Below are 18,744 nucleotides of genomic sequence, written 5' to 3'. Positions count from 1 at the left end.
TTCGACCGACTGTGACCGTCACGAACAGTATACGTACGCAGCCGAGGCTGCGGAACGCGACGCTACCGGGATGTCGACTCCAGCAGTTCGCCCTTGACCAACGTGCCCAGGATCTCGATACCGGGTTCGATCTTGTCGTCACTGGCGAATGAGTAGGAGAGGCGCAGTTGGTTCTCGCCTCCCTCGCCCGGGTAGCAACTCCCGCCCGGCATATATTCGATGCCCATCTCACGAGCCCGAGGCAGGAGCTCCAACGTGTCGATCCCTTCTGGCAGGGTGACCCACACAAAGAAACCGCCTTCGGGATCCGTCCAGGTGGTCCCTTCTGGCATGTGTTTTTCGAGCGCGTCCAGCATGAGGAGCTTGCGCCGGTGATAGATCTCCCGCAAGGTCACGAGGTGATCGGACAGGTTCGCTGGAATCCACTCGGCTGCCACATAGGAACCGAAGATGTTCGTCCCGCCATCGACCTTGAGCACGCCGAGGTGATCGATGACTTCTTTCGGGGCCACCAACCAGCCAAGCCGCATGCCCGCGCCCATCGTCTTCGAGAAGGTGGCCGTGTAGATGGTGAGTCCATACGGATCCAGGGCATAGATCGATGGAATCTTCTCGCCCGAGAAGCGAAGATCGTGATACGCGTCGTCTTCGAAAATGATGGTGCCGAATTCATGCGCAAGTTCGATCAGCTCTTTCCGCTTTTCGAGCGACATCGATATTCCAGTCGGGTTCTGGAAGTTCGGGATGACGTAGATCATCTTGGGCGTCACACCGTCGGCACGGAGCGATTCGAGCGTCGCACGCAGCGCATCCATGTCCATGCCATCGTTCTGCATGGGAATCGCGATCTGCTTCGCGCCAACGTTCTTGAGTGCCCAGATAAAGCCCATCCAGGTGGGAGCTTCCATCAAGACCGTGTCGTCCCAATCGACGAACAGGTCGATGATGAGCCCCACTGCCTGTGAACCACCGGCAGTGATCATTACGTTTTCTGGTTTTGCCACGATTCCCTGATCGCGCTCGAGCTTCTCGATGAGCACATCGACCAGTGGCTTAACACCCATGGTCGCGCCATATTGCAGCGCCCATTTCCCGTTGGCATCGAGCGCTTTCACCGCCGCATCCGCTACAGAGGCAGCCGGCAGGGAGTCCGGGTCGGGGAATCCGTAGATGAAGGAGATCATGTTCGCGGACTTCGAAGGATCCCCAACACGTGGAGGCGAGACATTTCGCCCTCGCCTGGAGTAGAGCCCGTCGAGTGCCTGCTTTTCCGTCATGACCATTGCTGTGTTTGCCCCCTGGACTATCGTTCCGAACCGTCGAATTGTACGGGCCGCGCAACCGCAGGCGTTTCACGGGATCGCCATTCGGCCAACGCGCACAAGAAGAACGAATTCGGACCGAAATCGTCAGTTTTGGATGCTAGAATCCCTTTCGTTCGAAGCAGCGATGCCTTTCAGCTTCACATCAAGGGCGGTTCCATTCACGATGACCACATCGACCAACGGCGCTGAGCGCGATGTTTACGACATTACGATCATCGGCGCCGGACCGACAGGGCTCTTTGCAGCCTTCTACGCGGGCATGCGGAAAGCGCGCACGCAAATCATCGACTCACTGGAAGAACCCGGCGGCGCGCTGACCGCCATCTATCCGGAGAAGTACATCTATGACGTGGCCGGGTTTCCCAAGATCCTGGCCAAGGATTTTGTCGAGCAGATGTACCTGCAGGCGATGCGGGACGAGCCGGACGTTCGTCTCAGCGAGCAGGTGCTCGATTTGAAGCGCCTGGACGATGGCATCCTGGAACTGACCACCAGCAAAGCCGTGCGGCATAGCAAGTCGGTCATCATCGCAGGCGGCGTGGGCGCGTTCGAGCCGAAGCGTTTGGAGGCTCCGGGCGTCGAAGAGTTGACTGGCAAGGGCATCCACTACTTCGCCAAGCGCGTCGAGGATTTCCGGGACAAGAAGGTGGTCATCGTCGGTGGAGGGGACTCTGCGGTCGACTGGGCGCTTACATTGGAGCCAATCGCGAAGAAAGTGACCGTGATTCACCGGTCCCAGTTCCGCGCGCACGAATCGAGTGTGCAAGAGCTGCATGCGTCCTCGGTCGATCTTCACTTCCCGAAGTGCGAAGTCACCGAAGTCAAGGCGGGCGAGCATGGCCGCCTGGCTGAGGTCAGTTTCAAGAACGGCGACGGCGAAATCGCGACGATCGAGGCCGACGAACTCATCGTCGCCGTCGGGTTCCTGGCCGACCTTGGCCCGCTCAAGTCGTGGGGTTTCGAACTACAGAAGAACCAGATCGTGGTCGACATCGTGTCGATGCAAACCAGCATCCCGGGCGTGTTCGCGGCCGGAGACGTTTGTTGGTATCCAGCCAAGTTCCGCCTGATCGCGACTGGCGCCGCCGAGGCGGTGACGGCAGTGAATCACGCTGTCGTCCACAATGATCCCGGATCGCGGCTCGATCCTGGTCATTCGACCAACATCATGGCAGCGCGCGACGCGGCGAGCTAGGTCGGCGCGACGCCATTGGCGGTACCGAAGGTGACGACAACCCAAGAGTCCGAGAAGCGCCACCTGAGTTCGATTCTGATCGTTATCGCAATCGCGCTGACCGGACTTGGCATCATGGCGGGTTCCGGTGGCGCAACCTGGCCCGATGTACTGGATGCGTTTGGCGTATCTGACGGCTGGTTCGGCTTGCTGGCCGGTCTTGGGATCATCCTGTCGTTGCCGCTGCTGGTTTTCGGCGGAAAGGTCACTGCCCGCTTTGGCAAGATCCCGCTGCTGGTTGCGGCCGGTGTGGGGTTTTTGATCGTTGCGGCGGGATTCATGTACGCCCCGCGCGCATTTCTCGTGTTTGCCGTATTGATGCTGGTTCGTGGGTTCTCGTTCGCCATCATCGATCTCAGCGCGAATGCGCTTGCGATGGACGCCGAACGCGTCGCCAGGAAACACGTCATGAGCCCTCTGCATGCCGGGTACAGCGCCGGGGCGGTGCTGGGCGCAGGAATGACCGCCGTGCTCTTCTCGGCAGGTTACGGCTTCAAGAGCGTCTATCTGATCATCATCGGCATCTCGCTGGTGATCGTGCTCTCGCCGGCGCTGGTGGGTTTCAAGGATCGGCTCGCGCAGGCAGGCAGCGGCGAGGGCGAGGCGGTTTCACTCTCAGGGTTTCGTGATCCTGTCATTCGGCTTGCCGCGATCGTGACTGGACTCTCGTTTGCCGGCGAGGTGCTCATTGCCGAGTGGGTTGCCATTTACCTGCGCGACGAACGTGGCTTCTCGGGAAGCACCGGAGCACTGGCGGTTACGTGTTACGGCGTCGCGCTGATGATCGGGCGACTCGTGAATGGCCCGGTCGTCAACAGGCTGGGACTGAAACCGAGCTTTCAGCTGCAAGGGATGCTGACGATTGTTGGCGGAGTGCTGGTGATCGCCGGCGGACCGGCCATAGTGGCGCTCCTTGGGGCGTTCGTTGCCGGATTCGGTTTGGCAGGTGTTGGCCCCAGCGGCCTGAGTCTGGCCGGCAAGGCCTGGCCGAACGCACCTGGCGCCGCGTCAGGACTCACATTGCTGGGCGGATATATCGGTTTGGCGGCTGCGCCATTGCTTGGCGGCCTGTTCTCGTCGGTTGCGTCGACGAGGGTGACACTGGCTTGCGTCGCCGCCTGCGGAGTCGGTATTCTCCTCGCGTCGTTTGCGGTGCGTGAGAATCGCAGTTCCGGTTCCGGTCCGTTGGAGCTGTCGTAGCGCAAAGACCCGTTGAGAACCGGAGCGGCTCGGGCCTACTTCGAGACTGTGTGCCCGGTCAACCCCATGCGTTCGCGGACGATTGCCATCTTCGGGACCGCGTACGACCGCGCGCGATCGGCTCCGTCGGCAAGCACACCAATCGCATAGTCCGGGTTCGCTTCCAGCTCGAGCAGCTTTTCCCGAATTGGCCGAACCGCGTCGACCACGATCGTTGCGAGGTCGGTCTTGAACGCGCCATAGCCCTTGCCGGCATAGCGGTCCTCGATCTCGGCTACAGGCTCGTTGCTCAGCAATGAATAGATGCCGAGCAGGTTGGTGAGCGCCGGTTTGTCTTCGGCGGCGCGAACCTCGGAGCCAGAGTCGGTCACCGCTCGTTTGATCTTCTTTGTGATCTCCGCATCGGTGTCGGTGAGCGCGATGTAGCTGCCTGCTGATCCGGCGCTCTTGCTCATCTTCTTGGTCGGATCCTCGAGTGACATGATGCGCGCGCCACTGGTCTTGATATCCGGGGCAGGCACGACGAATGTGTCGCCATATCGCCGATTGAACCGCTGCGCAACGTCGCGAGCAAGCTCGATGTGCTGGCGCTGATCCTCACCCACGGGCACCAGGTCGGCGTCGTACAGGATGATGTCGGCCACCTGCAGCACGGGATAGTCGAAAAGCGCTGCCGAAACCGACTCTTCCGCGCTGCCGGCCTTGTCCTTGAATTGCGTCATACGACGAAGTTCGCCGTAGGTCGCCACAGAATTCAGCAGCCAGCAAAGCTCTGAGTGTTCACGTACATCGCCCTGAACGAACAAGATCGAGTCGTTTGGGTCGATGCCCGCGGCGAGCAGCGTGTTGGCCATGGTGATCGTGTTGGCGTGCAACGAATCTGGCTCGGTCGGCAACGTGAGCGCATGCAGATTCACGATGCAGAAAATGTTGTCGTAGGTCTCTTGCTGGGATACCCAGTTCCGAATCGCGCCCAGATAGTTCCCAATATGGCTCACACCGGAGGGCTGGATTCCAGAAAAGACCCGCTTGCGTCGTCCTGCCATGCGCTGAAGAATCACTCTCGTGCTAGTTGCCAACTGTTGATGCCACGTTGCGCGGCGACGGGATTATACCGGTGGTAACCGAATCTCTCGGTGCTATGATCCGGCCATCGACGGAACAACGATCGTCCAACTCGACCAGTTTGCGATGCTGGTCGATGGATGAGCAGGCGCAATAGGGGAGGGATCGCGTGGCGAAACGATACGACGCAGTCATCGTGGGCGGCGGACACAATGGGCTTGTCGCGGCCTGCTATCTGGCCGAAGCGGGAATCAGCACGCTCGTGTTGGAGCGCTACTCGAAAATTGGCGGCGCAGCGGTTTCGGAGGAGTACGTTCCTGGCTTCACGTTTTCCACTGGCTCGTACGTTCTCTCGCTCATGCCCCGCAAGCTGATCGAGGAGCTGCGCCTGCTCGATGAGGGGCTCGTGTTCCTGGAGCGGAATCCTCGCTTTTTCGCGCCCTTCCCGGACGGTTCGACCCTCTCGTATTGGAACGATCACGACAGGTGGCTGGACGACATCCGCAAGATCTCGCCCAAGGACGCCGACGCCTACGATCACTACGACGCCATGCTCGAAAAAGCATGCGAGGTGATGGATCGGTACATCTTGCGCCGGCCGCCGAGCTGGTCCGAGGTTGCTGCGCAGTTTTCGACTCCGGAAGAAGCGCTGATCTTCCAGAAGTTCTATCTGGGGTCCGCTGCTGATATCGCCGAGTACTTCTTCGAAAGCCCTCAGATGCAAGCGGTGGTGGCCGCGTCCGGATTGATCGGCACCTTCCGTGGTCCGCGTGACACCGGCACTGGCTACGTGAAGCTCTTTCACTCCATGGGCATGGCGACTGGGCATCGCGGCCGCTGGACCTACGTGAGGGGCGCGATGGGGTCGATCACGCAAGCGCTCTCGCGCATCGCGGAACGGCGAGGGGCTGAGATTCGCCTCGGAGCCGATGTCGAGCAGATCATCGTTAAGGATGGCCGGGCCACAGGGGTCGCGCTCACGAGTGGGGAAGAGATCGAGGCCAATATCGTCCTGTCGAACGCCGATCCAAAACGAACCTATCTCACGTTGCTCGACAGCGCTGATGTTCCGGCCGACTACCGAAAGGCGATCGAGTCGATCAAGATCGAGAGCCCGGTCATGAAGATCAATATGGCGGTCAATGAGCTGCCCTGGTTCAAGGCGCTCGGTGACGACGCTCAGAAGCAGCGCGACGGCAGCACCGGCGGACTGTTCATCGCTCCCACGATCGACTACATGCAGAAAGCGTATGAGGATGCGCGGCAAGGACGGCCATCAGAAAAGCCGTTCATGAACATACACATGCAGTCTGCCGTCGATCCGTCAGTCGCTCCTCCCGGCAAGCACACGATCTCGATCTTCACGCAGTATTTCCCGTACAAGCTGGCCGACGGTTCCTGGGACGACCGGCGCGATGAAATCGCCAATCACGTCATCCGCGAGTTTGCCGAGTATGCGCCCAATATCCCGGATCAGATCGTTGGGATGCAGGTGTTGGCGCCACCCGATCTGGAAGCCCGGTTTGGGCTGACAGGCGGACACATTTTCCATGGCGAGCTCGTTCCCGAGCAGGCCTTCGATATGCGCCCGGTACCTGGTTCGAGTTCGTACGAGGGCCCGATCCAGGGGCTCTTCCTTTGCGGTTCGGGCGCATGGCCCGGCGGATGCGTGATGGGCGCTCCTGGTCACAATGCAGCCCAGGAAATCATCGCCCGCTTCAGCGATGTTCGATAGGTGGCGAGCATGAAGATCCACATTTGCGCGGATATGGAGGGAACGGCCGGTGTCGTTTCCTGGATGCAAGTCACTCCCCCGGAAACCTCCGGCGGCTCTCCCTACAAAGAGTCCGAGTACGACCGCTGCCGGCGCCGCATGACTGCTGAGGTGAGCGCGGCTGCCCGGGGCGCCTTTGCCGCCGGAGCGGCCAAGGTGACGGTCAACGACTATCACAATGCCAACCTGAACATCCTCATCGACGAGCTCGACGAGCGATGTCTGCTGGTTGCCGGTGGCGCCGGGCCGCTCAACTTCCTTCAGGGGATGGATGCCGACTGTGCGGGAGTCTTCTTCACCGGGTTTCACTCCAAAGCCGGCACCGTCTCGTCCGCCCTGTCACACACCTGGAGCACGAATCTCAACGATCTGCGCATTGCTGGGGAATCGACTGGCGAGTTTGGACTGATTGCCTATTGTGCGGGCGCTTTCGGAGTGCCGGTTCTGCTGGTGACCGGCGACCAAACCGCGTGCGATCAAACCGAGGCATTCCTGAAGCAGCCGGTGGCGAAAGCGGTCATCAAGGAAGGCATTTCGCAAACCGGAGCGATCAACATGCACCCCCGGGCTGCGCAGGCGCTCATCGAGGAAAAAGCGCACGAAGCGATGTCGCTCATTGGCCAGGTGCTTCCTGCTGTGCTGCCCCCGGGTTCGCCAGTCGAGTTGGAGTTCGATCATCAGACCCGAGCGGACGCTGCCGAACGCATTCATGGCGTTACTCGGGCTGGAGCGCGCACTGTTGCGTTTCAGGCCGACGATGGGCTCGATCTCCTGGAGAAGTTCCTTGCCGTGATGCGAGCCTCCTACGTGCGGATCTCACCATGATGGCCAATCCTTCGCCTGAATCCATTCCGGTCATCGCATCAGCCGATGAGCTCGACGCATGGTTCAGGGATCATGGTTCCACCGAGACAGAGCATTGGGTTGCCTTTCACAAGAAGTCCTCGCCGCACTTCTCGGTCACGTTGGAGGAGTTGATCGATGTCGGGTTCTGCCACGGATGGGTGGACAACAAGGGTATTCGCGTCGACGAGCAGCTCCGCGCGTTGCGCTTCACTCCGAGGCGACCAAAGAGCAATTGGTCGGAGCGCAACCGCGCGCGCGTTCGCCAGCTGATCGCGGACGGCCGCATGCAACCGGCAGGGCTTGCCAGGCTGCCAGACGATCTCTAGCGGCCAGCTTCGCGTTGCTGTAGGTCCGCGATCGCCTGATTGAGGCGTCGCCGTTGGATCGGAAGCTCCTCGACTTGTCGTTGGCGTTCTTCGATATCGGAGCTCCGCTCGGTCAGGAGCCGCGCGCGTTCGGCGTTGAGCTCCCGCAACCGCGCGTCGTGTTCCAGGCAACGGAGCGAAATGCCACCCCAAAGTTGCCAGTCTCCGCAGTCAGGAGAGGGGACCGCCAGATCGGCCAGGGTCACGTTCATGGGGAGCGCGCGCCCGTCGATGCTTCGATCGCGCAGGTCGGTAGCGAAGGCAAACAAAGACTGTTCCAGATGGTCCGCCAGCTCGTCGCGAAGATCGCTGGGAAATTCAATGGGCACGAGCGGACGCACGTCGACGCCGTCACCCATGAGGTCTCCATGCACGATCTGAGTTCCGCGCTCAGCCCAGTCGATTTCTTCCGAATAGCGAAAGACCTGGTCACCGATCTGGAACGACACCCGTGGGACAGGCTCCAGTTCCACCGCGATATTCGTGATCGGAGACGGCTCGAGCGCCGGAACATCGCGCGACTGGAGCGGTGTCGCCTCGGCGATTTCCTGCTCGATCGATTCCAACGCGGTTGCCAGAATGCCGAGGCGTTGCTGGTACGGGCTGTCGGGATCGCCGGAACGCTCCACCATCTCGATCTCGTGCTCGAGCGCAGCGATCCGTTGTCGCAGGCGTTCGACTCCTGGATCAGGGCTGCGCTCCGGGGCCTGTCGCGGAGGTGGGGGGACGAACCCTTTGGCGCGTGACGCGGGTGTTGGGACCTGAACCGGTTCGGGCTCGGTCGGCGTCGTCCGTTGTTTTCGAAATCGATTGAGAAATGACATAACAGTCCACTTGGTGCTAAACCAGCCATTGGTCAGAGTCTATCCGCTGCGTACCGACCTTGACCGCGCGCGGCCAGAGCGCAAGAATGCGGCGAATCGAATCGAGCCAAGCCGCGAAACGAACGGGAACTGATGTCTGCTGAAACCGAGATCACGTGGATTCCGACCGAAGACTATCTGCAACGCAGCCGATTGCTTGCATTTGCACGCAAACACGGTGTCGATGGATATAAGGGCCTCCAGGATTGGTCGGCGAGCGAACCGGGCGCCTATTGGGACGCAGCGGTGCGGGATCTCGGCTTTCACTTCGATCCAGGGTTTGCCCAACCGGTCGACATGGCGCGCGGAAAGGAATGGGCGGAGTGGTTCCCAGGCGCTGGATTCGACTATGTGTCGAACATTTTTCACCTTGCCGCTGAACGCGGCGCGCTCGATGACCTGGCGGTCAGCTGGGAAGGCGACGGCGGCGACACTCGTTCACTGACCTATCGGCAGCTCTGGGACGAAACCCGCCGGTTCGCCAATGCGCTCGATCGGCTGGGAATTGGCAAGGGCGATCGAGTTGGAATCTTCCTCCCCATGATTCCCGAGACAGTGGTCGCGGTGCTCGCGTGTGGCCTGATCGGCGCCATCTATATCCCGATGTTTTCAGGATATGGAGCCGAAGCGGTGGCGTCTCGTCTGCAGGATTGCGGCGCCCGGTTGCTCATCACCTCCAATGGTTTTCACCGGCGTGGGAAGCTCGTTCCGCTCAAGGAAACGGCCGATGCCGCCATGAAAGCCGCCCCAACGGTAGAGCGATGCATCGTCTTCGACCAGACCCATGGCCCCACGCGCATGGAACCGGGCCGGGATCTCTGGTGGGGGGACGTGGTCGCGAACGCGTCGACCACGTTCGAAGCGCGAGGGCTCGCGGCGAACGATCCCTACATGATCATCTACACCTCTGGCACCACGGGCAAACCCAAGGGCGCCGTGCACGTGCATGCCGGGTTTCCCATCAAGGCAGCGCACGATCTTGCATACATGTTCGATCTTCATGCCGGCGAGCGTATTTTCTGGCTCACCGATCTTGGTTGGATGATGGGGCCATGGCTCATTAGCGGAGGGCTGCTGCTGGGAGCCACGATCGTCATCTTCGAAGGAACGCCGGACTATCCCAATCCCGATCGGCTCTGGGAGATCGTCGAGCGGCACGACGTCAATGTTCTTGGGCTCGCGCCCACCGCCATCCGCGCGTTGATGGCACAGGGGAATGACTGGGTCGATCAACACGATCTCTCATCACTGCGCATCCTCGGATCGACCGGCGAGCCGTGGAACCCGGTGCCATGGCAGTGGTACTTCGAGCAGATTGGCAAGCGTAAGCTGCCGATCATCAACTACTCAGGAGGTACCGAAACCGGCGGAGGCATCGTCGGATGTGTCACGGTGCAGCCGATACGTTCGTGCGCGTTCAGCGGCCCGGTACCTGGTATGGCGGCCGACGTCGTCGACGACAATGGCGACCCCGTGCGTGGCGCGGTCGGCGAGCTTGCTGTGCGGCAGCCGTGGGTCGGCATGACCAGGGGCTTTTGGCAGGACAACGAACGCTATCTGGAAACCTATTGGTCGCGCTTCCCAGGCGTCTGGATGCATGGCGACTGGGCGGAAATCGACGACGACGGGTTCTGGTACATTCGCGGCCGGTCAGATGACACATTAAAGGTCGCCGGCAAGCGGATCGGACCGGCAGAGGTCGAATCTGCAGCGGTGTCGCACGAGGCCGTGCAAGAAGCCGCCGCGATCGGTGTGCCGGACGATCTGAAAGGCGAGTGCGTGATCGTTTTCGCGATCTTGCGGCCGGGTTTCGCCGGCTCACCGGACCTGACCGAGGCGGTTCGGCAGGAGATCGCGCAGCGCCTGGGCGCGTCGATGCGTCCGAAGACTGTCCTGTTCGTAGATGACTTGCCCAAGACCCGTAACGCGAAAATCATGCGCAGGGTGATTCGGGCAGCGTATCTTGGTTTGCCTACAGGAGACTTGACCTCGCTCGAGAACCCGGCCGCAGTCGAGCAGATTGCAGCGCTGGGAGGACATTGAGGTCAACGGTTGGGGAGGAATGCCGATGAAACGTAATCAGTTGCATGGTACCCAGATGCTGCAGGCGGAAGCGGAGATTCCGTTCAAGCGACGAGCCGAGTACATCGAGGAAGCGTTGCAGAACGGTCTCGAATCCGCATGGTCGATCACCGACCGTACGATCCCGCTTTTCGGCCGAGCTCCGATTCTGACTGGCAAATACTCCGCTGCCACCACCTTTCTGGGCGTGCCGTTTCAGGAAGATATGCGCGCGCTGGAAAGTCCGGATGTCGTGTTCGTCGGGGCTCCGCTCGATGCCGGCACCACCTACCGCTCAGGCACCCGATTTGGTCCGGAGGGGATTCGATCCATTTCTGGGCTCTATTCCGGATACAACTTCGAGTTGGGTGTCGATCTGCTCGAATCGCTGGATATGGTCGATGCCGGTGACATCACGGTCATCCCGGCCAATATCGAAAAGTCTTTTGACCAGATCGTCAAGGGCGTCGCCTATCTGCACGAGCACGCAACCTTTCCGGTCGTGATGGGTGGCGATCATGCCATTGGCTATCCGGACATCCGTGGGTTGGCTCCGTATGTCGACGGCAACATCGGCATCATCCATTTCGATCGTCACACCGATATGACCGAGTTGAACATGGACGAGCGGATGCACGGAACCCCGTTCTTCCATGCCACCAACATTCCGAACGCGCCGCCGGTCAACCTGGTGCAGATCGGCATTGGCGGTTGGAATGGTTCGCGTTACGGTGTCAAGAACGCCCGCGAGCGGGGCGCCACGTCGATCACGATGACGGATATCGACCGGTTCGGTCTCGAGCGTGTGGGCGAGATGGCGCTGGAAATCGCATGGAAGAACGCGTCGTGCGTCTTCCTGTCGTTCGACATCGATTCGATCGATCCTGCGTTCGCTCCCGGCACAGGAACTCCGGAGCCGGGTGGCCTCCTCCCGCGGGAGGCGCTGCGACTCCTGCAGATCGTCACCCGGGAAGGGCTCTGTGGCATGGAGGTCGTCGAGGTCTCTCCACCATACGATGTGGCTGACACGACGTCGCTATTGGCCGCACGTGTCATTTGCGATGTGTTGGGAACGCTCGTGACCGAAGGGAAGCTGGGACGGCGTTTTCCGGAACGGGGTCAAGACCAAAGCGGCACGCCAGAGCCAGAGGAGGCATAATTCGCGGTCGCGGCCGAGGACCGGCGCGCTTCGATTCAGCGTCAGTGTGAGTCCCAATTGACAGATTCTCAAACCAGGCCAAGCTCACACTCGGGCACAAGCAATCGAGCAGAGGCCTTCTCGACCTGGCCCGGAACGACACCCTCGGTCACGACAAATGAAGCTCCGGACAAGCGGCACGGATTGTGGCGCTGGATCGGTATTGGCTCGGCAATCATCGTGATTGGGATCTTCTTGATTCCGTTCCTGGTCTTCGCCTCGGTCTACCGCCAGTCGCGTGTAAACGAGGCGCGCCCAGCCGATGCCATCGTGGTCCTGGGGGCGGCGCAGTTCAATGGAATCCCGTCCCAGGTCTTCAAGGCACGGCTCGATACAGCGTTTGACTTGTATCAGCAGGGGTATGCCCCGTTGATCGTCGTGACCGGCGGACGCATTTTGGGCGACCAGTACACCGAAGCCGAAGCTGGCAAGACCTACCTGGTCGACCGTGGTGTGCCGGCCGACGCGATCCTGATGGAAAATGTGAGCCACAACACGGCCGCCAGCTTCGAGGGCGTGCGTCGTATCCTCGCGCCGCGGGGGATCGAAACGCTGCTCCTCGTCAGCGACGGGTTCCACCTCTACCGTTCCAAGATGCTGGCCGAGAACGCGGGATTCACCGCCTATGGCGTTGCGTCCGAGCAGAGCCCCATTAGTCACGGTTCGGCCACTGAGTTGCGGTATATGGTGCGCGAAACGCTAGGCGTACTCGCGTGGAAGCTGCATCTTCAGCGATAGCGGTCGCGGAGCGGGAATTCTCCCCGCATTCTTCACATCGCATTCACGATCCCTCGGTTCAATGGACACATGTCGGATTGCAGGACAGCTGGTCGCCAGACGAACTGTTCTCGTTGGCCAAGGGAGGGTCACATGCGAGCACGAAGCTCGTTCATCATCGCGCTGATGGTCACGTTGCTAGGTCTCGTGGAACCAATGGGAACGAGTGCCTCGGCTCGTCTCCAGGGCGAGCCGACAGGGACGTTCGACCAAACGCTGACGGTCGGCGGAGTCGAGAGAACCTATCGCGTCCATGTTCCTGGTGGGCGATCACCAGAACTGGGGTTCCCGGTTCTGTTCGTGTTGCATGGCGGAGGCGGCAACGCCAAACAGGTCGAGCGGTCGACAGGGTTCTCCGAGCTTGCCGATCGCGAGGGGTTCATCGTTGTGTACCCGAACGGCTCTGGACGATTCCCACGCCGGCTCACATGGAATGCACACAACTGTTGCGCGTACGCCTACGAGGAAAACATCGACGACGTGTCGTTCATTTCCGCGCTCATCGACCGCATCGTTGCCGACTATCACGCCGACTCGACACGTATCTACATCACCGGGCATTCCAACGGAGCGATGATGACCTTTCGCATTGCATGCGAACTCTCGGAAAAGATCGCTGCGGCAGCTCCCAACGCCGGGGCCCTGAACACTGATTCTTGTCAGCCGGTCTCGCCGGTCGCCATGCTCATCATGAACGGCGAGGACGATACGAAGGTTCCGGTTGCGGGCGGCACGCCCACAGGCTCCGGCCCTGCCGGGGAGTACGATCGAGTCGACACACCCACATCCTTTGCCGTTGATACATGGGTGCGCCTGGATGGTTGTCCCGGACCGGCCACGGTGGTGGAAACGCCATCTTCGATCACGCGAGCCTGGAGTGGATGCGAAGGGGGAAGCGAGGTCGAGCAAGTGATCATTCGGGACTGGGAACATTCCTGGCCGTCGGCCGCAGAAGGCGCTCCCATCGACGGCGCCCAGGTCATCTGGGATTTCGTCTCACGGTTCTCGAAGGCCCCGGCATAGCCGATCGATGTTCTTGCAGGAAGCTGGCGATTTGCGAGCCGATCTGCGTGGGGTGCGTGCGCCTCAGCGAAGGACGCGCTTTCAGCACTCCCCGCGGCGATGATTTCGCCGAAAGAATTGGTTGCAGATCGAGGAGTGCTAGCTGACGCCCCATCCATCATGCTTGTATTTCTTCGCCCAGTCGACACCCTGCCATGTCTTCATTGTGACCGGGCGGATGAAGAAGAGCCAGCGCGGTTCGTTCAGGGTCGGAAGCAGGTAGTCGGGTCCGTGCGGTCCTAGATAGCGGTAGGACATCTCGTTGGCGATCTCGACCCATTTGCCACCGATATTCGGCAGCTCGATCAGTTCGGCTTCGCCTTTGACCAGTACCTTGCGCAAGGAACCCGGCTCGTCGATATCGAGATACACGCGATTGTCTCGTTCCATGAATCGCGCCCAATCCGAGCGCTCGCGCGGAATGACATAAAAGCCACCGTCTCGATAGAGAAACCAGACCGGCACCACATACGGCCAGCCCTCGTCATCGAGCACGCCGAGCCGACACAACCCGTCGGTCGAAAGGAACTCCTTGACCTCGTCCTCCGAGAGTTTGCCGACCTTGCCGCGCCATTCCTGATTGGTTTCATCGCTCATGGAGTTCCTCCAGCGTTCTGCAGTCCTCTGAACTTGAATTCAAGCACGGAGCATGTCTTTCCTGCCTTCACATTGTCCTACCAATCCGCACGGCCAGGCATTGCGCGGGTAACCGAGATCCCTCCGAAAGTAGGGTGTTCAGTGCCCAGAGATAGACGCTATCGTGGCACCCAAGCCTCAATGCGAAGGCAGTGCCCAATGAAAGGTTCAATCATGGATCAACAGACCTTCGATGCGCTTGCAAAGCGGATCGGCAAGCAGAACCGGCGATCGGCAATGAAAACGCTGCTTGGCCTTGCGGGAGGCGTGGCCGTTGGAGTTGTCACGCATGAAGCCGGGGATGCCGCGCGCAGGGGATATGGCGGCCCGACATCCTCGAAAGGATCGTCGAACGAGACCTACTACATATGTGGGCCGAACGAGTATTGTTGCGGGTTCTGGTACTCACGGAATCAAGCCCGCTTTTACCACAACTGCATCAATGGCTACACCTCGCATGCCGTCTGCGAAGAGCGGTTCCAGTTGAACTGTTGCGACTACTGCGCACGCCAGGCCGTCTTTCACCCCTGAAGCGATCCAACTGCCTGATAGAAACGCCGGGGATCGGGCAGTCGCAGAAACGGCCCAGACGATCGTCTGGGCCGCTGAGACTTGGTTTGGGCGCCCGGTTGGCGGGGCGATCAGCGACCGGCCGTCGCCGTCGATTCAGGTGTCGGGGGCGAGCCCGTCGTTCGCGATTCGACCTTGTCGCCAGTGTCGCCCTGGGACTGGACTGGCGCTTCAGTACCAGGGCCCTCGGTCATCGCAGCTTGCGACCCAGCAGACTGTGGCTGCGCAACTTGTTGCTGGACCGTCTGTTCCGGATTGCTTCGGACACAGATGAAATCGCCGTCACTCCAGATTGTGCATATCTTGCTGCCCTTCACGCTGCACGCCCCAGCGATATGGTCGATCGTGCCATCTTCGTTCAGAAAGATGTGGTAATCGAAGGTGCCTCCCTCGATTTCGCAGGCCCGCGAAAGGATCTGCAGCGTGAGGGCCACCTGGGTGTCGTTGTCGGCCGCCCGCGCCCCCGGAACGGCGAAGGCGCTCATCGCTATGAGAAACCCAATGATCAGGGCCAACGGCAAGCGCCAAGGCATCATTCGGGCAATAGGGAATTCGTGATTCGTGCTCACAGTAGTTGCTCCTTATTTCCACGCAAACTCTTTGCAAACATTGATCGATTAGGTGCGTTTTCTTGTTCCCGACCCGGGTCGAACAGGTGCGGATCTCGATCAGGAAAGCATGTTTCAGATACTGCGGGCTACTGGACCTGCAGTGGCAAGCTCGCAGCTTTCCAGGCTTTGAGACCCCCATCGAGGTGCGCGATGTTCGTGTACCCCAGTTCCTGCAATGACTTGACCGCGAGCGCCGAACGGCCACTCGACGCGCAATAGAGAATGACCCGTGCGCCGGGATCGAATTCGCTGCGGTGATAGGGGCTCGCTGGATCGGCATAGAACTCGATCATGCCGCGAGGGGCATGGACCGCGCCCTGGATCATGCCGGTCGCCGCCAGTTCCTCTGCTTCGCGGATGTCCACCAGCAGAGCATTGCCGCCCTTGCGCTCCGCGACCACCTCCTCGACCGAAAGGTTCTCGATCGAGCTCCGAGCCTCAGCCACCAGTTCCGCAGCCGTTGCTTTCGTTTTCATTGGTTACTTTCCTTTCCGATGTCGCTGCGTCCCCAACATTGGGACACCTCCATCCTCGCGCAGAGAGGGAGTTCGGGACATCGGTCCGGCCGACCTATTTCTCGGAGTGGGGTGACCTACTTTTCGAACCCAAGCGACCGAGCTGCCGTCACCGCGTCGGATCGGGACTGCACGCCGAGCTTGGCGAGAATCGCGGAGACATGATGGCCGCAGGTTCGCGGAGAGATGAAGAGCGCCTCGCCGATCTCCCGGTTCGTCTTTCCCGTCGCGAGCAGGCGAAGCACGTCCATCTCACGGTCTGTAAGCTGGGCTGGATTCTCGCGAGTGCGCTCGCGCGGACCTTTCGGCACGCTGCTCACGCCGGACTGGCGAAGCTGCTTCGACACGCGCGCGGCGTCGGCGCGCGCGTCGATCGACTGGAGCATTTGCAGAGCCGACCGAAGCTGGTCGACGTCTCCAGTTGCGGCGCGTGCCCTCGCTTCCTGGACCGGATGGCCAAGCGCATGCCAAAGGTCGGCTGCCTCGAGATACTTGCCCTCGGTTTCGAGTCGAAACGGATCGGTCATCGGGATGTCCGTGCGAACATCACCGCCCACGCGAGCTATCCACGCACCGAGAAGGCCGCCCAACCATCGATCCCCTGTCGGAGCAACGACGTCGATCCCGCGTTGCGCCTCGTGGAGCGCTGTCTCAGGGTTTCCGGCCAGCCAGGCCGCTTCGGCCCGGGCGGCACGGACCGGCCCGAGCCGCTGCGCCTCATTTGCCTGTTGAGCCAACTCGAGCGCCTCGTCCAAAACTGCATCCACATTCTCACCCTGGCGCATTCCGAGGAGCCCAAGACCGGTCAACGTCACGATGCGGGTGGGCGCGAGCAAGAGCGGCATGGCCAAAAGCTGCACCAGGGTCGATTCGGCGGCATCGTAGGAGCCGGATTCGATGAGCGCCGTCGCATGCAGGGCCCGGAGATACTGATTCAGAGAGAGGATGTCGTGCTCGTCGGTGTATGCAATGCCTTCGAGCGCAAGCGTTTTCGTGCGCTCCAGGTCGAGGTGCTGCAGCAAGAGGAAGGCGCGATTGGTATACGACCTGCTGACGTCGTCGTGCAGTCCCAGGCGCGCAGCCTCGCGCGCAGCTTCTTCGAGCAGCTCGAGCCCAGGTCCATCCATTTGCATCAGGGCAGTGCCGACATTCGTCATGGCGTGCACCACCACATGCGGAGCATCGAGATGGCGAGCCATCTCGATCGCGCGCTGTCCCAACTCGACGGCATCTGCCGACGATTGGGACAACATCCGGAGTTGGGCGAGGTTGCTGTAGGCCATCGCCAACTCGACGGAGTCTGCCCCGGTGTCGAGCGCACCCAGCGCGGCCAACGCATCTGCTTCCGCTTCGTCGCCACGGGCTGCAATCCAGTGATAGCGGCTTCGCCGGCGAAGGTCGTCGCCGAGCAGGCGAGCGTCTCCGCTTCTGGATCGGATCTCGATGGCCCGCGAAATGTCCTCGATCGCTCGATCATTCTGACTGGTGACGTGCAACTCGAATGAGCGTGCTTCCAGCAGGGAGGCAACTTCCGCATCGTCCATCCCTTGACTGAAACGCAGCGCTCGGTCGTATTGCAGGACCGCCTGTCGATGCGCGCCTCGTTCTGCCGAAGCGCGCGCGGCCGCGATGGCATACCGGCGCACGGCTTCTGCATCATCCGCGAGTTCCGCAAAGTGGGCGAGCAGCGCCACGTTCGACGCTCGTGCCGGATCGGCTTCCAGTGTTTCCAGGATCCGCTGAGCGAAGCTGACCTGCCGTACTGCCGAAATCTCCTGAAGGATCACGTCGCGTGTGAGGGCGTGCCGGAAGATGATTCCGTCCGAGGTGGAACGCAGCAGGCCCACATGCATGCCTCGTTCCAGATCGGGAGCGATGTCTCGTTGGCAGATCGTCTGCAGGAGCCGAGCGTCGACGACCGGACCGACCATTGCGGCCAGATCGACCACCACGCGGCTTTCCTGGTCGAGCCGCGCTGCCCGGGCCAGCACGACCTCTCTGATGGAATGGGGAATCGTTTCGCTTCGCGCGTTGACGATCTCCGAAACGAAATAGGGATTGCCGCCGGTCAGATCGTAGACGGCGCGGGGATCGAGTCCGGATCGTTCGGCCATGACCGAGACCGCAGCAAGGGAAAGCGGTGGCAGGGAAATCCTGGCGACGTTTGCCTGGTTCGTCAGCTCGCCCAGCAACAACCGCAGCTCGTGCCCTGGCCCAAGCGAGTCATCGCGGAATGTGGCAATCAACAGCGTGTGGGTGCGGTCGAGTCGCCGGGCGAGAAAGCGCAGCAAGTCGAGCGTCGCTTGATCGGCCCAGTGCACGTCTTCCGCGACCAGGATGTTCGCCTCGCTCTCGCCGCGTAGCTCTCCAAGGATTGCCCGCGTGATGCGGTCGACGCTGGTGTCATGCTCCACCACAGCGGCAACCTGGGGTCCGAACGAATCGGCGATGTCGAACACGGGTCCCAGGGGGCCGAGAATCCCCGCTGCGTCGCAGGAAACCGATCGCACCGTGACCGTTGCAGGCAACGAATCGACGAGCGCGGTGACGAGCGATGTCTTGCCGGAACCCGCTTCGCCCCCCAGGAGAACGACCTGCCCGGCCCCTGCCGAGGCGCACGCAAACAGGCGCGATAGCTCGTC

General features: G+C 61.0%; 17 protein-coding genes. 10 read left to right on the top strand and 7 right to left on the bottom strand.

The annotated features are described in order from the left end of the window. Positions 1 to 62 precede the first annotated feature (62 nt). A complete protein-coding gene (locus R2855_03505; GenBank protein ID MEZ4530075.1) occupies positions 63 to 1,277 on the bottom strand; it encodes a PLP-dependent aminotransferase family protein in 1,215 nt (404 codons plus the stop codon). A gap of 211 nt (positions 1,278 to 1,488) precedes the next feature. Between R2855_03505 and R2855_03500 the strand changes: the two genes are divergently transcribed. Together R2855_03500 and R2855_03495 are read left to right on the top strand one after the other, a co-directional pair. Continuing rightward, on the top strand, positions 1,489 to 2,520 hold the full coding sequence (locus R2855_03500; protein ID MEZ4530074.1) for an NAD(P)/FAD-dependent oxidoreductase: 1,032 nt from the start codon (positions 1,489 to 1,491) through the stop codon (positions 2,518 to 2,520). A 30-nt stretch (positions 2,521 to 2,550) separates the two neighbouring features. Then, positions 2,551 to 3,759, top strand: a complete 1,209-nt coding sequence (locus R2855_03495; protein MEZ4530073.1) for an MFS transporter — start codon at positions 2,551 to 2,553, stop codon at positions 3,757 to 3,759. Between the two features lie 35 nt (positions 3,760 to 3,794). Here R2855_03495 and trpS read toward each other — a convergent pair whose 3' ends face one another. Next, positions 3,795 to 4,805, bottom strand: coding sequence for a tryptophan--tRNA ligase (gene trpS, locus R2855_03490; protein MEZ4530072.1), 1,011 nt, complete (start codon positions 4,803 to 4,805; stop codon positions 3,795 to 3,797). A 188-nt stretch (positions 4,806 to 4,993) separates the two neighbouring features. Between trpS and R2855_03485 the strand changes: the two genes are divergently transcribed. The 3 genes from R2855_03485 to R2855_03475 are packed head-to-tail and all read left to right on the top strand — an operon-like array spanning position 4,994 to position 7,770. Continuing rightward, complete coding sequence (locus R2855_03485; protein MEZ4530071.1) at positions 4,994 to 6,559, top strand: NAD(P)/FAD-dependent oxidoreductase; 1,566 nt, start codon at positions 4,994 to 4,996, stop codon at positions 6,557 to 6,559. A 9-nt stretch (positions 6,560 to 6,568) separates the two neighbouring features. Next, positions 6,569 to 7,423, top strand: coding sequence for a M55 family metallopeptidase (locus R2855_03480; GenBank protein MEZ4530070.1), 855 nt, complete (start codon positions 6,569 to 6,571; stop codon positions 7,421 to 7,423). Further along, entirely contained in the window at positions 7,420 to 7,770 is a 351-nt protein-coding gene (locus R2855_03475; protein MEZ4530069.1) for a hypothetical protein, read from the top strand. Before R2855_03480 ends, R2855_03475 begins: the two co-directional genes overlap by 4 nt. Here the strand turns inward: R2855_03475 and R2855_03470 are convergent. Then, positions 7,767 to 8,441, bottom strand: coding sequence for a hypothetical protein (locus tag R2855_03470; protein MEZ4530068.1), 675 nt, complete (start codon positions 8,439 to 8,441; stop codon positions 7,767 to 7,769). The genes R2855_03475 and R2855_03470 overlap by 4 nt on opposite strands. 324 nt (positions 8,442 to 8,765) lie before the next feature. On the opposite strand from R2855_03470, the gene R2855_03465 reads away from it, so the two are divergent. The 4 genes from R2855_03465 to R2855_03450 all read left to right on the top strand — a co-directional run bounded on the left by R2855_03465 (position 8,766) and on the right by R2855_03450 (position 13,731). Next, the gene (locus R2855_03465; protein MEZ4530067.1) at positions 8,766 to 10,715 is read left to right on the top strand and encodes an AMP-binding protein; all 1,950 of its coding nucleotides are present in this window, start codon (positions 8,766 to 8,768) and stop codon (positions 10,713 to 10,715) included. Between the two features lie 25 nt (positions 10,716 to 10,740). After that, positions 10,741 to 11,892 (top strand): agmatinase family protein, encoded by a 1,152-nt coding sequence (locus R2855_03460; GenBank protein MEZ4530066.1) that lies wholly within the window; start codon positions 10,741 to 10,743, stop codon positions 11,890 to 11,892. Between the two features lie 183 nt (positions 11,893 to 12,075). Next, positions 12,076 to 12,669, top strand: a complete 594-nt coding sequence (locus R2855_03455; protein MEZ4530065.1) for a YdcF family protein — start codon at positions 12,076 to 12,078, stop codon at positions 12,667 to 12,669. A 132-nt stretch (positions 12,670 to 12,801) separates the two neighbouring features. Next, a complete protein-coding gene (locus R2855_03450) occupies positions 12,802 to 13,731 on the top strand; it encodes a PHB depolymerase family esterase (GenBank protein ID MEZ4530064.1) in 930 nt (309 codons plus the stop codon). Positions 13,732 to 13,869: 138 nt separating this feature from the next. Here the strand turns inward: R2855_03450 and R2855_03445 are convergent, their stop codons facing one another. Continuing rightward, positions 13,870 to 14,367 (bottom strand): pyridoxamine 5'-phosphate oxidase family protein, encoded by a 498-nt coding sequence (locus tag R2855_03445; GenBank protein MEZ4530063.1) that lies wholly within the window; start codon positions 14,365 to 14,367, stop codon positions 13,870 to 13,872. Between the two features lie 213 nt (positions 14,368 to 14,580). Between R2855_03445 and R2855_03440 the strand changes: the two genes are divergently transcribed. Next, positions 14,581 to 14,937: a hypothetical protein gene (locus R2855_03440; GenBank protein ID MEZ4530062.1), complete on the top strand. Its 357-nt coding sequence runs from the start codon at positions 14,581 to 14,583 to the stop codon at positions 14,935 to 14,937. A gap of 110 nt (positions 14,938 to 15,047) precedes the next feature. Here the strand turns inward: R2855_03440 and R2855_03435 are convergent, their stop codons facing one another. The 3 genes from R2855_03435 to R2855_03425 form a co-directional block, all read right to left on the bottom strand. Then, a complete protein-coding gene (locus R2855_03435; GenBank protein ID MEZ4530061.1) occupies positions 15,048 to 15,545 on the bottom strand; it encodes a hypothetical protein in 498 nt (165 codons plus the stop codon). A 128-nt stretch (positions 15,546 to 15,673) separates the two neighbouring features. Further along, entirely contained in the window at positions 15,674 to 16,063 is a 390-nt protein-coding gene (locus R2855_03430) for a rhodanese-like domain-containing protein (protein MEZ4530060.1), read from the bottom strand. A gap of 116 nt (positions 16,064 to 16,179) precedes the next feature. Then, positions 16,180 to 18,744, bottom strand: a 2,565-nt coding sequence (locus R2855_03425; protein ID MEZ4530059.1) for a LuxR C-terminal-related transcriptional regulator, incomplete at its 5' end; no start/stop codon positions are given.

The sequence above is a fragment of the Thermomicrobiales bacterium genome, from assembly GCA_041390825.1.
In the GTDB taxonomy this organism is placed as follows: domain Bacteria; phylum Chloroflexota; class Chloroflexia; order Thermomicrobiales; family UBA6265; genus JAMLHN01.
This window is presented reverse-complemented; position numbering and strand designations above follow the sequence as displayed.

Coding starts and splice junctions, on each gene's coding strand:
- R2855_03470 (MEZ4530068.1), bottom strand. CDS start 8,441: ATGGTGGAGCGTTCCGGCGATCCCGACAGCCCGTACCAGCAACGCCTC.
- R2855_03450 (MEZ4530064.1), top strand. CDS start 12,802: ATGCGAGCACGAAGCTCGTTCATCATCGCGCTGATGGTCACGTTGCTA.
- R2855_03500 (MEZ4530074.1), top strand. CDS start 1,489: ATGACCACATCGACCAACGGCGCTGAGCGCGATGTTTACGACATTACG.
- R2855_03465 (MEZ4530067.1), top strand. CDS start 8,766: ATGTCTGCTGAAACCGAGATCACGTGGATTCCGACCGAAGACTATCTG.
- R2855_03445 (MEZ4530063.1), bottom strand. CDS start 14,367: ATGAGCGATGAAACCAATCAGGAATGGCGCGGCAAGGTCGGCAAACTC.
- R2855_03430 (MEZ4530060.1), bottom strand. CDS start 16,063: ATGAAAACGAAAGCAACGGCTGCGGAACTGGTGGCTGAGGCTCGGAGC.
- R2855_03475 (MEZ4530069.1), top strand. CDS start 7,420: ATGATGGCCAATCCTTCGCCTGAATCCATTCCGGTCATCGCATCAGCC.
- R2855_03505 (MEZ4530075.1), bottom strand. CDS start 1,277: ATGACGGAAAAGCAGGCACTCGACGGGCTCTACTCCAGGCGAGGGCGA.
- R2855_03460 (MEZ4530066.1), top strand. CDS start 10,741: ATGAAACGTAATCAGTTGCATGGTACCCAGATGCTGCAGGCGGAAGCG.
- trpS (MEZ4530072.1), bottom strand. CDS start 4,805: ATGGCAGGACGACGCAAGCGGGTCTTTTCTGGAATCCAGCCCTCCGGT.
- R2855_03440 (MEZ4530062.1), top strand. CDS start 14,581: ATGGATCAACAGACCTTCGATGCGCTTGCAAAGCGGATCGGCAAGCAG.
- R2855_03480 (MEZ4530070.1), top strand. CDS start 6,569: ATGAAGATCCACATTTGCGCGGATATGGAGGGAACGGCCGGTGTCGTT.